Origin of the sequence: Streptomyces sp. NPDC006259 (genome assembly GCF_042870975.1) — a bacterium.
Lineage (GTDB): Bacteria > Actinomycetota > Actinomycetes > Streptomycetales > Streptomycetaceae > Streptomyces.
Genome location: NZ_JBIAHY010000011.1, coordinates 100209 through 114771, shown reverse-complemented (window position 1 = coordinate 114771; position 14563 = coordinate 100209). Strand labels below are relative to the sequence as shown.

Genomic DNA, 14563 nt, shown 5'->3' with positions numbered 1-14563 from the left:
CAACTGGAGCGCTTGCGCAGAAAGAGCGTCAGAGGAATCGGACAGCGGATCATGCCAAGGTGACGTCCATGCCGCCCTCGGCCAGGGTTTCAAGGATTGTGGTGAACAAGTTGTAGGGCTGGCCGTCCGGTGTCAGGGCGTGGGACAGGTGCTCGCGCGCGGTCGCGGCGTCTCGCCAGAGCAAGGTGGCGGGGGCGGTGTAGCCGAAGGTGCCGCGCAGGCAGTCGTCGAGGGCGGTGAGGCAGCCGCCGAAGTAGCCGCCGGGGCCGTTGACCGCCTCGCCGAGCGCCAGGTAGAGGGCTGGTTCGTCGGTGACGTACCGGCCGTCGAGTTCGTAGGCGTGACCGGCCGGCCGGTCACGGTGGGATCGTCGGCAGCCCTGCTCGCGTACAAGGTCATGCCAGGCCCCGCGGCGGCGGGTGTCGAGGCCGGCCCAGGTGTTCACGGCGGCCGGTGGTCCGGCGAGCCATCGCTCCCAGATCGACCGGGCGTATTCGGCGACCGGTGTGAAGCGGCCTCCGTCGAGCTCAAGGTCGATCAGGTCCGCTCCGCAAGAGGATGGGCGCCAGGCGCTGATCGTGGTCCACAGCAGCCGATCGGTGAGCATCTCTCCTTGGCCGTCCCTTATCTCCGGCGCGGCCTCCTCCAGGTCCAGGGCCCGCCGGGTGCCCTTCGCCAGTGCCGCCCTGAGCCGATCACTCGGCGCGAGCCCTCGCAGGACAATTGGTGCGGGTACCTGCTCGGGCGACATGATGCGGGTGAACTCCCGGCAGGAGCCCAGCCAGCGATGCCCGTCGTGCACGCGAACGCGCCCCCTGTACCCCTCGGGCGGGCCTTCGTAGTCGTCCAGGCCGGTGAGCACCCGACTGTCCGTCCCGACGGGCTGCCCCGAGCTCTCCGCGTCCTCCAGCAGCCAGGCATCGCATGCCTCATCCTCCGGCACCAGCCACACTCTGCTGCCGACCCAGCCGGACACGCCGGATCCCTCCGGAACCCAGCCGAACAACTCGTACGTCCCGCGCCGGCATTCTCCGAACAGCCCCTCCACCTCGGCACAGACGCCCCAGACATGGCCGTGCTCCGTCTCGGTCAGCGCGTACGACGCGCTCCCGCGCGCCTTCTCGTCCTCATGCACAACGGAGATCATGCCCCGACCACGTTCGGACGACTAGGCCAGGATCTTCGCTGGCCGGAGCTGCAGGGGCCGTTCTCGAACGTCAAGGGCAGCCGTCGCTCACCTCGCAATGTTCGATTTATGTTCGATATATTGATATTGGAGGTGCACCTGCAGCCCTCGAAGCACTGCGAGAGGTGGATGGTCATGCTGCTGCGAACGGCGTGCGTCTCGCGGCCCATGGCGACGAACCCGTCTGCAGCAGGGAAGCGAGACACTCTGAGGCGTCTGGAGATCCCGGAAGTGCCGGGTGAGCGCCATGACCCCGAACCGGCCCCGGGAGCGGCATATCGTGCACGTTCACTACCACGGCCTGGCCCCCGGCGACCCGCGCTACCCGCAGGTGCTGGACCTGCTCGCCACCATCAGCGCCCGCATCCAGGCACTCCCGCCCGACGCCGCGATCGCCGATCTCACTGGCGCAGAACGCTACTTCGAGCGGGGCCCCGAAGGCCTCGCCCAGTTGATCAGGTTGCGAACCCTCGCCTGGACCGGCGTGCCCACCACGATCGGCGCCGGCCCCAGCCTCATGCTGGCCGCCATGGCGGCCGCCGTCACCGAACCCGGCGGCATCACCGTCATCCCCGACACCGACGAGGCGATCGTGGCCTTCCTCCACCCGCGCCCGGTCGCCGCGCTGCCCGGCGTCGGACCGGCCACCGCCCGCACCCTGACCCACCACGGACTGGAGACCGTCGGCGACATCGCCCGCACCCCGCTCGCCACCCTGGAACGCCTGCTCGGCGCGGCCGCCGGCCGCCAACTGTACGAGCGTGCCCACGCCCATGACCCCAGGACCGTCGCCCCAAACGCCCTGCCCAAGACCACCACCGTCAGCCACACCTTCGAGCGACGAACTCGCCCCGGACGCCCAGCACCGCGCCGTGCTCACCCTCACCCACCAGCTCGGCACCCGCCTCCGCGGCGACCAGGCCGTTGCCCGCACGCTCACCCTCACCGTGCGTTACGCCGACCGCACCACCACCACCCGCACCCGCACCCTGCCCGAGGCCACTGCACACACCCTCGCCCTGACCCGCACCGCCACCGAGCTGTTCGATGCCCTCGGTCTGCAGCGCGCCCGGGTACGCGCGCTCACCCTGACCGGCGAACTCACCGACGCGACCCGGACCACCCAGCAGCTGACGTTCGATCCCGACGACAGCAAGGCCCGCCGCATCGAGGCCGCCGCCGACCGCGCCCGCCGGCGCTACGGCCCCGACGCGGTAGTGCCCGCCGCCCTCGCAGGGCGCCGCGTCCGACGATGACAGGGGAGCCCGCGCCCGCCACCCGCTACGACGTCGGCCAGACCGGCGAACGTCCCGAGCCCCCAGAGGCCATCGGCAGGGCTGCCAGATCAGATCCTGGGAGACGACGAACAAGCTCAGGCGGTGCGGCCCGCCGTGGAGAGGACGGGGTCGGTCGGCTCGAGGGCCAGGTAACTCTCTGCCGTGGCGGCTTCGAGGAGCAGGGGCTTGTCGGGGTCGTCCACGCGTACGGGAAGAAGCGGGCCCGTGAGCCGGCTGTCCTCCGGGTGTTCCTCAGCCAGCCGGAAGGCCGCGCTCACCGCCTCACGAACGCGCGTCCGATACCGCTGCTCCTGCTCGTAGTGGGCTTGGCGAGCCCGCCGCGCGTACTGCTCGCGGGCCTCGTCGTCGTCCTGGTCCTGACCGAAGCCGGGGTCGTCCAGGCGGAGGCCGTCGGCCAAGGCCACGGTGTCGGGCATGTCGGTCTGCTGGAGGTACAGGGCCTCACACGCCGCGTAGAGGCGGCGGGAGAGACCGAGGTGGATGCCGGTGCCGGGGATGCGGGCGGCGATGAACGCGGTGGCGTCCGTGTGCGACGCCAGGCTCCCTTCGGTGTCCACCTGCTGTGCGCGCAGCCGACGGCGCAGGCCGGTGGTGGATTCGTCGTGTTCCAGCAGCGTCAGGGAACCCGTGCGGTGACGCCCGCGCTCCGTACGGTCGCGGCGCATCGGGACGACGCGCCGCTGCTCCACGGCCCCGAAGGCCAAAGCCTGGTACGTCAGGAGTTGCTGCCGGGTGACGGCCATCAGGGCATCGGGGTCATCGGCGATGTGATCTTCCGCGTCGCCTTGCGGACTGCCGGCCGGGGAGGCGCCGGTCTGCGGCCCGCCGTGGGGGTGGGCCGTATGCAGGGCCAGGAACAGGTGGTCCTGCTCCCACTTGCCGGGCTTATTGCCGGGCAGCGACGTGCCGCAGAGGACCTGCCGGTGTGCCATGCCGGGCATGAGGGCGCTGCCACCGTCCAGCTGGATTCTCCCGTTCTTCAGCACGCCGGAGCCGAGTGCACGGGCTGCCTTCGCCTCGATCAGCCAGGGCAGGCCGGCGGCGTGGTGGTTGCCCCACAGGTCGGGCAGCTTGGCAGCCGGGTCGGTGAAGCCGGGCAGGCCGCCCGGACCTCGGGCTTCGAGATGCCAGGTGCTTCCCAGGCCGGCCATCCCGGCGCAGAGCCAGTGCGCCATGGTCATGCCCAAGTGGTAGCCGAAGGCGGAGTGGGCGCTGCGCTCACTGCCGTACTGGTAGAGGGCGTTCACGAAGAGCCTGCGGCCGGCCGCGGGCGCGGGTGCGGGCACGTCCTTGAGCTGGAGGTAGGCCTGGAGAGGAGCGGTACGGGAGATGACCTCGTTGACGGCGAGCCAGGGAGTGCGGCGCAGCCACGGGGTCAGGTCGCGCCCTACGCCCTTGGCCGCGAGGAGGACCTGGCGCCAGGTCGTGGTCGCCAGGTAGGTCCCGTACGCAGGCATGTCGGCCACCCCCGGCCACGGCTGGGTGGCACCCCTCCACAGAGGTTCGGAGGGCCGCCGCAGCGAGCTGAAGTCGCGTACGACGACGGGTATGTCCAGGGCGTCGGTCGGGCTGAAGGCGAAGTCGGCCGCGTCGTGAGGGGGCTGCATGATCACGCCGACAGCCTGCCATGGGGCACGGACATCAGTCGCAGCTTTGGCCGAACGGTCGGTGAGGAGAGCGGGCACCGGGAGAATTTGGCCAAGGAGTGACGCATGCGGTGATCGTTGACTGTCTGTACGCCCTGACTCCTTCCCGAAGCTGGTCCGCGCTTCCGCTTCTCGGAGGCGGATGTTCAATCCCGCCCGGCGGTCATGAATGGGAGGATCGTTCCATGCCGGATCTCTTGCCTTCAGACGACTCGGACGCCGGGACCTCCGCCCTCGACACCAGCGTCATCCCCCTCGGTGAGCGTGCCCTACGGGGCGTTCTTGAGCACGTAGTCGCTGTCGGCGACGAGGCCGAGGCGACCTACCTCGAGGTCAAGAGCTCACTCGACATGAACAGCAAGGCGACCGCGGCCAAGATCGCAAAGTTCCTCCTGGGCGCAGCAAACCGCCGTCCGGGGGAGGCGGCCCGACACTTCCACGGCTACGCGGTCCTGGTCATCGGCGCACAGAAGAACAGCGCTCCCGGAGTACCGCGCGGAACCGAGGCCCACGAGCTCGAGGACCGGCTCCGCCCCTACCTCGGGCCCCAGTTCCCGGCCTTCGAGTTCGGCCGGATCGGCATCGACTCCGACCACGAGGTCCTGTTCGTCATCGCCCAGCCGCCGGAGGATGGCCAGACGATCTTCCCGTGTCACAAGAGCTATCAGGGTGACGACCGCCGCGACAACATCGAGGACGGCGCGATCTACGTGCGAGGCACCAGCAACACGCGGCCCGCGCGCTCCGGAGAGGTCCTCGCCCTCGTCGAGCGCGTCCGCCGGGGCGGGAAGCCACCGATTGACCTTGAGGTGCAACTGCTCGGCCCGATCTGCAGGGTCGACCGCGTGGACGAGATCCTGGAGAGCCTGCGCCGCCACGAAGAAGAGCAGTTCACCAAGCAGCCGACACCGGCTGAAGACGCCTTCGCCTCGACGTCGTTCAGATTGGCGCCGAGCGTCTTCGGCAGCCCGAAGCCGCTGTCGACGGAGGACCGGGAGCAGGCGCTCGCCGCATGGCAGAGCAAGAAGGCCGAGCACATCGCGAAGGGTCGGGAGCACCTCCTAGGCGTCGGGATGCCGGGTGCCGGTGTCCAGGTGGTCAGTCGCGATCGTTTCGTGGCCAAGCCGCACCTGATTCTGACGTTCCATAACTGCGAGGTGCTGGATTACCTCGACCCGGACGACGCAGCCTTCGAGAAGGCCGTCGAACCAGTGCTGGGGCCGCACGAGCCGTTCCTGCCGAACTTCGACCACTCCGCTATCCGACCCCTCCCACGGGGCTATCCCGTGACCTGGAGCACCCATGGCGAGGACGCCGTAGTTGTGCTCACTCCGGAGTCGTTCCGTCCGAACGTGCCTTGGACGAGCGACCAAGACGACTACGTCATCATCGCGAAGGATCGTCATGCCAGTGCGGTGGAGGTCTCGTGGGATCTCACCGAGCACGGCAACGACGCGGTGACCAGCGGTGAGTTCCGGGTGCCCACCGGGCCCCTCGTCGACGCGGCCGACCTGTTCAAGTCGGTCTTCCTCAGCACGGACGAAGACCACTGATAATGATCTTGTGGTGGGTCGTGGTGACCTGACGATGTGGCGTGGGAACGCGTAGCGCCCCTGCTGCTAGGTGTTGATGGTCGTAGACGGCCGTGGTGTGATCATCGGCAGGTGATCAACGGGGTGTCGTGGCGTTAGTCCGGCACGCGCGGCGGCTGGCCAGGCGCTGGGGCGCTCGCGCGAACTGACCACCGACAGCTGACCGCTACTGAACGTTACCTCTGCTCATGATCACGCGGGAACGCTCGAACGGTGCTCATGATCACGCGGAAGTGCTCGCGAAACTGCGGAACCTACATCGCGGCTCCCAGAGAGTTGGCGGCCAGCAGCGTGTTGAGGAGGGCCACTGTCTCGGGTGCACTGTCGAGCCCGGTCTCGGTGGAGATCCTGTTGAGCTGGTGGGCGGTGCGCTCGAGCCCAGCCCGGTCACCGGTTGCGCTGTAGATCTGGAAGAGGTCGCGGTACAGCAGTTCGGCCTGAATGTCGCACGTGAGTCCGACGGATGCGGCGTTCGCTGCGGCACGGAAGTCACGGACGGCCATCCGGCGTACGGCGAGTTCATGGGCGACGTCGATGGTGGCGGAGATCATCTCCTGGATGTCGTGTTCGGCCCATACGTAGCGGCTCTGGTCGATGTCGGCGAAAGGGCGGCCGCGGATCAGGGCGAGGGCGTGGGCGAGAGCGGTGTCAGCGTCCTCGCCCTGGTGGTGCATGCCCTTGAGGTAGAGGTCCTTGAACTGGTGCCAGTCGGCGGTGACGTCCTGGTTGAAGGCGTAGACGCCGTTGCTGATGGGTGGCAGGTAGGAGCTGTCGGGGGCGTCGGCGGGCAGGCGCGGGTCGCGCCCGAGCCAGGTCCGCAGCTTGCTGATGGCGGTGTTGCGGGTTCCTGCGTACACGCGTTGGCCGGGCCAGATCGCTTCGTCGAGCTCGTGCCGGTTACGGCCGGGGTGCAGCACCAGCCACGCCGCGATCTCGGTCAGGGAGTTGCGGCGGTTGGACTCGACGCGGCCCAGAGCACCGACCACGTCGACCGGGCCCAGGACACGGATCTGCGGAGCGGCTGGCGGGTCGGGCGGTGTGTTCAGGGCCGCGAGAACGCTGGAGGTGACGGCGGTGACCCGGGCGAGGGGCGGCTCCGGTGCCTGCGCCTTTGGGGTGGCCTCGGGTGCCGGCTCGGGGCCGGTACCCGAGTCGTCGACGAAGCCGTCGGCGCCGAGGTCTTCGGGTACATCGAACGGGGAGTGGTCGCGCTGCTCGCTGAGAACCTCGGCGAAGACGTCGTCGAAGTCCGCCGCGGATCCGCTGCCGGGATCGTGAGGGGCGGCCGGCTCGTCGAGGCCGGCGAGGGCGGAAGGGGCATCGCTGACGGCAGGGCTCAGCGCGCTCCCTTCATCCGGCGCCCACGGCGTCGGCCCGTCGTCCGCGTACGGCGCGTACGCCGTGGCGGCCGGATCTTCATCGTCCACCGGCTCGTCCGTCGGGAGCGGCTCGATCTCCGCGGACTGGTCCACCGGGAATTCGGGCCCGTCCTGCGGACCGTATGCGGCGGCCTCCGGTGACAGAGCGCTGTCAAAGTCCGGTTCCTGGAAAGCCTCCAGGCCGGCTTCGGATGCGGTGCCGGTTGTGAGGGCGCTGAAGTCGGGTAGGGCCACGGCGGAGTCGCTCGCGGACGTCGTGGCGACGTGGACCTGGATGGGCGCCGGCTGGCTGCCGGTGGCCTGCGGGGCGAGCGCCGAGCCGTCGTCGTCCGGAAGGTCGAGGTGGGAAGCGGCGTCGGGTTCCGCGGTCCACGACGGGGCGGGGACGTCGTCGGTGCGGTTGGCTGTCGACAGCAGATCCAGCAGCGGGGCGTACGCCTCGGCCTCGAGGCGCTGCAACGTGACGGTCAGGTCCAGGCCCGGGAGTTCGACTTCGGCACCGGGCGCGGCGGGCACGAGCCAGGCGCCCGGCAGCTGGAGAGCTCCGTCGGCGGCGGTGATCACGGCGAGTGCGGTGCGCGGCCGGGAGGAGAGCAGGTCGGCCAGGTCCTCGGCGTGCTGCTCGGTCGGCACGTTCGGGCACATGAGGATCTGGGGGATCCAGGTGTCGCCGCCGTCGGCGCCCAGGCGTGCGGCGAGGAGGCTGTCGGCGCCGGCTGCGTCCAGGGCGCCGCGCTGGAGGGCGTCGTGCGCGCGCACTTCGTCCAGGGCGGAGCTGAGCGCCGGATGGTGCTGGACACGGTCGGGGAAGACGTCCTGGAGTTCGGCGCCGAGGCCGGCCAGCTGCAGGGAGGTGTCGTCGGTGAGCGCGGAGGAGGCGAGTTCCACCGCCATCCCGAGCATGACCGCGGCCACGTCCTGCGTGCTGCCGTGCAGCTGGAGCAGGCCGATGGTCTCGAGGTTGATCAGGACAGGGTCGCCGTCGGGTGTCTCGCCGATGCTGACCAGGGCCGGGTAGGGGGCGTTGGTGTCGCGGGCCTCGTCGGAGGACAGCAGTGCCGCGCCGCGGCCGGGGCACCACCACACCGCGGGGTTGGACTCGCTGTCGGTGAAGGGGGCGATGGCCGGGGCCGGTGCTGAGAGGTGAACTTCGAGTCCACGCGCATCGAGTCGGGCCGCTTCGATCTCGGGCAGAGGCCGGCCGGTGCGGGCGCAGTTGGCCGCCAGGGCACGCAGGGCCTGGTGGAGCAGGTCGAGGCCGTCGGCGGAGGCGTTGTTGCGCATCTCCTGCTCGAGGTCGGCGCTGGCTGTGTGCTCGTCGGGCATCGGGATGCGCCGCTTGTGGCGGCGTCGGCGCTGCTGGTGGGCTCGGCGCGCGCCGAGCACGGCCAGTACGGCGGCCGCGAACAGGCTCGTGACCGCGGCCGCGGTGACGGCAACGCTCGGCCCGTCGTCCTCGCCGGCGGTCTCGGCCGTAGGCGTGTGCTGGTCGGGGGCCGCCGGGGTGGAGTGGTCGGGCGCAGGGGTGGCGGGCGCGGACGGCTCGGAAGTAGAGGGCATGGGGTCCCGGTTGGTGTCGGAGCCGGCGGCATCACGGTCAGGGGTGTCGGGCTGCTGGGCCGGGGCGGTGGGCGACGCCTCCTTCTCACCGGTGTCCTTGTCCGTGGAGGAGTCCTGATCGGCGCTGGGGTGCTCGTCGGCGGGCTTGTCCTGGGAAGGCGCGGAGGCGGAGCTGGGCAGGACGAGCTTCCACCCAGGGTAGATCTCGTCCGGGTCGGTGAATGTGCGGCCGTCGTCCTGCTTCTTGCCCTGGTTGAGGCGGGCGATGTCCATGTAGTCGCCGGCGTCGCCGAGTTCGTCTTCGGCGATCGTCGACAGGTTCTCGCCGGAGCGCACCGTGTGCTCGCTGTGGCGGGCGCCGGAGGGCTCCGCAGTCGTCTGGTCCTGCTGCTTCCAGTCCTTGGGCATGGACAGTTTCCAGCCCGGCTGGAGGACGCCGCGGGCGGAGAACTTCGTGCCGTCGGTCATGGTGTGCCCGTCGTTGGCCTGGGCGATCTCTGTCCAGCGCGCGGCGTCGCCGAGTTCCTGCTGCGCGATCTTGCTGAGGCTGTCGCGGGGCTGAACGGTGTAGTGGGTGGTGGTCGCCGCCGCGGCTGCGGAGCGGGGTGCGTTGGCGGGTGCGGCCTGCGGCGCTGCAGCCGCGGAGACGTGGGTGGGGGCGTGTGCGGGGGCCGCGTGGGAGGGGGCGGCCATGGCGGTGCCGGCGGGCACCAGGAGCAGTACCCCGCCGACGAGGGTGGCCGCCAGGCGCTGGACGCCCATCGACGGCATGGACAGGCTCGGCCGGCCGCGCAGCTGGGCGGGGATCTCCAGCACGGTGCACACGGCGAAGACGGCCCAGCCGATCCATCCGCCGGCCATGACCACGGCGAAGAACGGTGCGCCGAGGTTACGGGAGGTCAGCAGCGTGGTGATCTCGTCAAGGGAGACCCCGTGGGGCAGCAGCACGCCGGTGAGGAACCACAGCAGTGCGGGCAGCCCGGCCAGCAACGCGAGCAGGACCAGGAGGCTGGCCAAGCCGCGCAGGAGGTTGACGGCGGGGCGGCGGGAGCGGCGGGGTGTCATGGCGGGATTCACTCCTCAGGAGCGCCGACGCCGTGGAGCAGCTCGGCGGAGGCGTGGCCTTCGACGTCCAGCGAGGGCTGGCCGATGACCTGCAAGAAGACGGTGGGGCGCCGGGTGGTGACGTCGACGGTGATGGTGGTGCCGTTGCCGTCGACGGTGACGGTGCCGTCCACTCTGGCGGCAGTCAGGTAGCGGCGGGCCTCGGCCGCGGCCTTGGCCGGTTCGAGGACGACGGCGTCGCCCGGTACGGCCTGCGCGGGGTCGATGGCCTGCGCGCCGGCCCGGGCGGCTTCGGCGGCGATCGCGTCGGCGTGCTCGATGTCGCGGAGCTTGCCGCCCAGGTCGTAGGTGATCCCGAGCATGATCAGCAAGGGGATCACCATGAGGATCCACCACAGGGACAGGGAGCCGCGGTCATCGCGCAGCGGGGTGAGGAGGGTGCGAAGAAGCGTCAGTGGGTTCATCGCTGCCGGTACCGGTCGATGACGGAGGTGAAGGACGACTCGACGGTCTTGGATCCGAACCCGGCACCCAGGTCGGCGAGCGCGACGGTGCAGCGGACGCGCGCGGTGACCGCCCCGTACTGGCCCAGCGGTGCGGAGAAGCCGGAGGTGTCCACGGTCACCGACGTGCTCGCGCAGTGCAGTTTGCTGTCGTCGAACGCCGACTGGGCCGCCGCCTTGGCTCGCGGGTAGGCCTCGTCGGCGGTGCGCGCGAGGGAGGCCTCGCGGGCGGCGTCGGCGGCCGCGGCGTCGACCGCGTTGCTCGCGGTAGTGACGCGCCCGGCGACCATGGCCAGCGCGAAGAACAGCAGGACGGCCGGCACCCACATGACGAACTCGACCGCGATGCGGCCTTCGTCGTCGTCCGGGTTCCAGCGCGCGGGCACGATCACGGATTGGACCACCTTTCCACCGGGCCGCTGGCGTGCTCAGTCACGGTGATGTTCAGGCCGAGGACGGACTGGGCCTTGCCGGTTACGGTGAACTCGATGCGCTCGGCGCTGCTGCTGGCGCTCACCCGGGGGGCGAGCAAGCTGTCGCCGACCCGGTCGAAGACCGCGTCGGCCCGCCGGACACCCTCGCCGGGCGTGCTGCCGTAGCCGCGGGCACCGGCGATCGCCTCGCGGGCGGCGGTGGTCGCCGCGGTCTTGGCGAAGTAGATGTTGCAGGCGTCCACCACCAGGAAGACGAGCAGGAGAGCGGCGGGAAAGCACATCAGCATCTCCAGCGACGCGTCACCGTCGTCCTCGCGCAGCCGTCTCCCCAGGCGGCGGGCCCAGGCGGGGCAGCGCATCACAGGCCCGTCATGCCATCGAGCTTGCTCTGGCCCAGCACCTTGAACGCGGCGATGGCGAGGGCGGCGAAGGCCACGACCCCCACGATCCACATGATCATCGAGATGTTGTTGTCGCCCCGGTCGTCCTCTTCGCGCAGTGTGTCCAGGTGGTGGTGGACGAGTGCGGTGAGTCGGAGCACGGCGGCGTGGGCGGTGGCGGCTATGCGCAGGTTCAGGTCGTTCACGGTGGTGCTCCCTTGGGTGCTGTTCAGACGGAGAAGATGCGCGCCACGGCCGGGAACCCGAAGAACACGAGCAGCACCATGGACAGCAGGGTCACGGGCACTACGAGGCTTTCGGAGGCGGCGTTGGCGCGGGCCTGGTCATCGGCGGCCTGTTCGTCGGCGAGGCTTTCGGCGCGGCTGCGCAGCGTGGCGTAGATGGCGGCGCCGTCGGTGCCGGCGCTGCTGACGATGTCGGCGATGTCGGCGGCGGCTGGCACGTCGAGTTCGTCGGAGATCTGGCGCAGTGCCTCCCAGGCGGGGGCACGGTCGAGGCGGGCACGCAGCAGGGCGGCCTGGATGCGCTGGAAGACCCAGCCGCTGCCGACCTCGGCGGGTCGTTCCAGGGTGTCCTGGGCGCCGGCGCTGGAGACCCGCTCCATCGCGGCGAGTTCGGCGTACGCCATGACTGCCTGCGTGGCCTCGGCGCGGGCGCGGGCGGCGCGCTTGGCGAGCTGGGCGTCGGGCACGAACCACATCGCCGTGCCTGCCAGCAGGCCGGCGAGACCGGACAGGATGATCGGGAACTGGATGCCGGCCATCGTGACGATCAGGGTGAACAGGGAGGGCAGCAGCAGCCCGACGGCGAAGTGCAGCAGCTTCGCCCCGAACAGCTCCCCGACCGATTCGCCGACCAGGTTCAGGTTCTTGACCGGGATGGTGATGCCGGGCCAGTGGCGCACGCGCTCGGCGACCGCGTCTCCGGCGCGGGTCAGGGCAGGGGGTTCGTCGTCGGTCTTGTGCGAGCGGGGTGCGGCGGCGGTGCCGTGCAGGCGCTCCAGGGCGGGGCCCAGCGCGGGCCCGGAGGGGAAGAGTTCGCGCACGAGCAGGAACAGGCCGGCGCCCATGCCTGCGCCGATCAGCAGGGACAGTGCCAGCGGTGTCATCGGGCCCCTTCCATCTACTCGGCCGGTTTGGCCGCGGGTGAGGCGGGGGCGTTGTTGCCCATGAAGCCGGGCAGCGTGACGGTGGCGCCGAGCCGGTTCATCCACCAGAACAAGGCGACCACGGCGGCCATCAGGACCAGCATGACGATCATCCCCAGGGGTGTTCCGTACGGTTCGACCTGCTCCTTGTTGAAGGAGGTGGCGATGACGACGACGACGGTGATGGCGCAGATCCAGCGGACCGTGGTGCGGTGCTTGGCCCGGTAGGCCTCGGTGTCGCGGCGGCGCCGGACGATGTCCTTGGTGCGGTTGCCCAGGTCGGACAGGACGTCGGCAAGGCCCGGGCCGCGGTCGCGGATGCGCAGGAGCAGCGCCGCGGCGACCAGGTCGGCGCGCGGGTCGCCCAGGGCCCGGGCGAACGCGGTCAGGGCCTCGCGCGGCTCCATCCGTGAGTGCAGCCGCACAGCCAGGTCGGCGACTTCCCGCTCGATCGGCTTGGGCGCGGTGCGCACCGAGGTGGCGATCGCGTCCTCGATGCCAATGCCGGTCTTCACCAGGTCGGACAGTCGCTTGGTCCACTGGGCGAGTGCTTCGAGGCGCTCGATCTGCTCGGTCGCGCTCCTGTTGGGGTTGAGCAGCCACGGCAGGAAGAACACGGTGAGGGCCATGAGCAGCGCGGAGGGCAGCCACCCGGTGACGGCCCAGATCAGCATGGCGCCCGCGGCCGCGCCGCCGATCTGCAGGCGCAGCATGCGGCGGGCCCGGGGCGGGCGGGCCTGGCGGATCTTCACCGGGCGGGCGGAGGCCGGGGCGGCGGAACCGCGCAGCCCGGCGACGACCAGCAGCAGGCCGGCCACCATGCCCGCCGTGACGAATCCGGCGATCAACATCCCCATGGTCAGGCCACCTTGCCGCTTGGGCGGGACATCCAGGCCCCGACGTTCTGGTACGTGGACAGCCACTCCGGGTTGAAGCCGACGCGGATCAGGTCGTCGAGGCAGGCGGGCTGGATACCCGTGGGCACGGCCCGGCCATCGGGGCCGGGGGTGAAGATCCGGTTGAATGCCGGTGCACCGGTCAACTCGCTGAATTCACCGGTGACTTCCAGAACCTGGTGGACGAACCGTTCCTTGATGCCGCCGTGCTCGGTGCGGTCGTCCATGTGGATGTGCACGACGAAGTCGAGGGCCATGCCAGAGGTGAGGTAGGCGAGTTCCTGTGTCATGCCGCCGCCGTGCTGGATGCACAGCTGGGCGATCCGCGCGAACACCGCGTCGGCCCGCTTGACGTGGATGGTGCACATCGAGCCGCCCTCGCCCGCGCTCATGGCCTGCAGCATCGGCACGATCTCCCGCGACCGGACCTCACCGACGATCATGCGGCGCAGCATCATGCGCAGCGACGGCGCGATCAGGTCGGCGAGCTCGATCTCGCCGGCATCGCGTCCGTCGACCCGCTCGCCGTTGCCCTCCCGCGCCTCCATCGGCACGACCTGCTGAAGGTGCCCGACCTCGTGGAGGAAGAGTTCGAATTCGGTTTCCAGGGTGCCGACCCGCTCCTGGGGGTCGATCTCCTGGGCGAGCGCGATGAGCATGGTCGTCTTCCCCACACCCTGCGTGCCGCTGATCATGATGTTCTTGCGGGCGGCCATCGCAGCCTTGAGGAAGTGCATCAGGCTCGCGTCGATGGTGCCGAACTCCACGAGCTTTTCCAGGTTCGCGTCGCGCACCCGCTGCTTGCGGATCACGACATACGGACGGGGCGTGACCTCGATCATGGCCTGCAGACGCGACGTGTCCGAGAGCCGCAGGGCCAAGGTGGGAGAGGCCTTGGACAGGCTGCGCTCACCGGCACCGTGGCGCCGGGCGAGCATCTGCAGCAGCTCGACGAGTTCCTCGTCGGACTCGGCGATCGGCGCGACCCTGCGGTTGGGCTGGCTCGCGTAGTCCACCCACACGTTGTCGCAGCCGTTGATCAGAATGTTCTCGACCTGATCGTCGTCCAGGTAGGGCTGGAGACGGCCGTGCGCGAACTGCAGGTCGAAAACGGCCTGCGCCAGACCGGTCTCATCGGCGGAGGTCGGTGAGATCTGCCGACATGCGGAGAAATCGGCCGCCCAGCGGGCCACGAGGTCCTGGATGATCTCCCAGCCGCGCTGCTCGGCTTCCTCGGCCGTCATCTCCTTGCCGGCCGACTCCTTGTAGGCCTGGTACTCCGGCGCCATCAGCGAGCTGAGCTCGTCGCGCAGGGCACGCACGGTGCCCCACTCCCACAGGGCCGCGCGGCCGGCGGCCGTGGGCGCACCCGGCAGTGCCGCCGCGCCGAGGGCCGGGCTGCCAAAGTTCTCAGCGCGCGGTTCGGCGGCGGGTGGGAGCTGGGGCTTCCCCGGGC

At 70.4% G+C, this 14563-nt stretch carries 11 protein-coding genes and 2 pseudogenes; 3 read left to right on the top strand and 10 right to left on the bottom strand.

The window, feature by feature from the left end; genetic code table 11:
* Positions 1-49: 49 nt before the first annotated feature.
* Positions 50-1147, bottom strand: coding sequence for a barstar family protein (locus ACFYO5_RS34790; RefSeq protein WP_388716777.1), 1098 nt, complete (start codon positions 1145-1147; stop codon positions 50-52).
* A 286-nt stretch (positions 1148-1433) separates the two neighbouring features.
* On the opposite strand from ACFYO5_RS34790, the pseudogene ACFYO5_RS34785 reads away from it, so the two are divergent.
* Positions 1434-2442: pseudogene (locus ACFYO5_RS34785) on the top strand (hypothetical protein).
* A gap of 116 nt (positions 2443-2558) precedes the next feature.
* Here ACFYO5_RS34785 and ACFYO5_RS34780 read toward each other — a convergent pair.
* Positions 2559-4097, bottom strand: a complete 1539-nt coding sequence (locus tag ACFYO5_RS34780; RefSeq protein ID WP_388716774.1) for a gamma-glutamyltransferase — start codon at positions 4095-4097, stop codon at positions 2559-2561.
* 218 nt (positions 4098-4315) lie between these two features.
* Here ACFYO5_RS34780 and ACFYO5_RS34775 point away from each other — a divergent pair, with 218 nt between their 5' ends.
* Entirely contained in the window at positions 4316-5683 is a 1368-nt protein-coding gene (locus ACFYO5_RS34775; protein WP_388716772.1) for a hypothetical protein, read from the top strand.
* Positions 5684-5693: 10 nt separating this feature from the next.
* Positions 5694-5818 (top strand): annotated as a pseudogene (locus tag ACFYO5_RS34770) (transposase); the annotation flags it as partial.
* Positions 5819-5976: 158 nt separating this feature from the next.
* Here ACFYO5_RS34770 and ACFYO5_RS34765 read toward each other — a convergent pair.
* From ACFYO5_RS34765 to ACFYO5_RS34730, 8 genes are read right to left on the bottom strand one after another with little or no spacing between them, the layout of a single operon-like run.
* On the bottom strand, positions 5977-9726 hold the full coding sequence (locus tag ACFYO5_RS34765) for a LysM peptidoglycan-binding domain-containing protein (protein WP_388716769.1): 3750 nt from the start codon (positions 9724-9726) through the stop codon (positions 5977-5979).
* 8 nt (positions 9727-9734) lie between these two features.
* A complete protein-coding gene (locus tag ACFYO5_RS34760; protein WP_388716765.1) occupies positions 9735-10190 on the bottom strand; it encodes a pilus assembly protein TadG-related protein in 456 nt (151 codons plus the stop codon).
* Entirely contained in the window at positions 10187-10621 is a 435-nt protein-coding gene (locus ACFYO5_RS34755) for a TadE/TadG family type IV pilus assembly protein (protein ID WP_388716762.1), read from the bottom strand. The genes ACFYO5_RS34760 and ACFYO5_RS34755 overlap by 4 nt, the downstream gene beginning before the upstream one ends.
* Positions 10618-11022: a TadE/TadG family type IV pilus assembly protein gene (locus tag ACFYO5_RS34750; protein WP_330351938.1), complete on the bottom strand. Its 405-nt coding sequence runs from the start codon at positions 11020-11022 to the stop codon at positions 10618-10620. Before ACFYO5_RS34750 ends, ACFYO5_RS34755 begins: the two co-directional genes overlap by 4 nt.
* Positions 11022-11249 (bottom strand): hypothetical protein, encoded by a 228-nt coding sequence (locus ACFYO5_RS34745; RefSeq protein ID WP_330351820.1) that lies wholly within the window; start codon positions 11247-11249, stop codon positions 11022-11024. Before ACFYO5_RS34745 ends, ACFYO5_RS34750 begins: the two co-directional genes overlap by 1 nt.
* Before the next feature lie 23 nt (positions 11250-11272).
* Entirely contained in the window at positions 11273-12172 is a 900-nt protein-coding gene (locus tag ACFYO5_RS34740) for a type II secretion system F family protein (RefSeq protein ID WP_388716758.1), read from the bottom strand.
* Positions 12173-12186: 14 nt separating this feature from the next.
* Positions 12187-13068, bottom strand: coding sequence for a type II secretion system F family protein (locus ACFYO5_RS34735; RefSeq protein ID WP_388716755.1), 882 nt, complete (start codon positions 13066-13068; stop codon positions 12187-12189).
* A gap of 2 nt (positions 13069-13070) precedes the next feature.
* Entirely contained in the window at positions 13071-14429 is a 1359-nt protein-coding gene (locus tag ACFYO5_RS34730) for a CpaF family protein (protein ID WP_388716752.1), read from the bottom strand.
* Positions 14430-14563 lie beyond the last annotated feature (134 nt).

Excerpts from the sequence above, each read along its gene's own strand:
- ACFYO5_RS34750 (WP_330351938.1), bottom strand. The coding sequence starts at position 11,022 with ATGCGCTGCCCCGCCTGGGCCCGCCGCCTGGGGAGACGGCTGCGCGAG.
- ACFYO5_RS34735 (WP_388716755.1), bottom strand. The coding sequence starts at position 13,068 with ATGGGGATGTTGATCGCCGGATTCGTCACGGCGGGCATGGTGGCCGGC.
- ACFYO5_RS34740 (WP_388716758.1), bottom strand. The coding sequence starts at position 12,172 with ATGACACCGCTGGCACTGTCCCTGCTGATCGGCGCAGGCATGGGCGCC.
- ACFYO5_RS34790 (WP_388716777.1), bottom strand. The coding sequence starts at position 1,147 with ATGATCTCCGTTGTGCATGAGGACGAGAAGGCGCGCGGGAGCGCGTCG.
- ACFYO5_RS34765 (WP_388716769.1), bottom strand. The coding sequence starts at position 9,726 with ATGACACCCCGCCGCTCCCGCCGCCCCGCCGTCAACCTCCTGCGCGGC.
- ACFYO5_RS34760 (WP_388716765.1), bottom strand. The coding sequence starts at position 10,190 with ATGAACCCACTGACGCTTCTTCGCACCCTCCTCACCCCGCTGCGCGAT.
- ACFYO5_RS34775 (WP_388716772.1), top strand. The coding sequence starts at position 4,316 with ATGCCGGATCTCTTGCCTTCAGACGACTCGGACGCCGGGACCTCCGCC.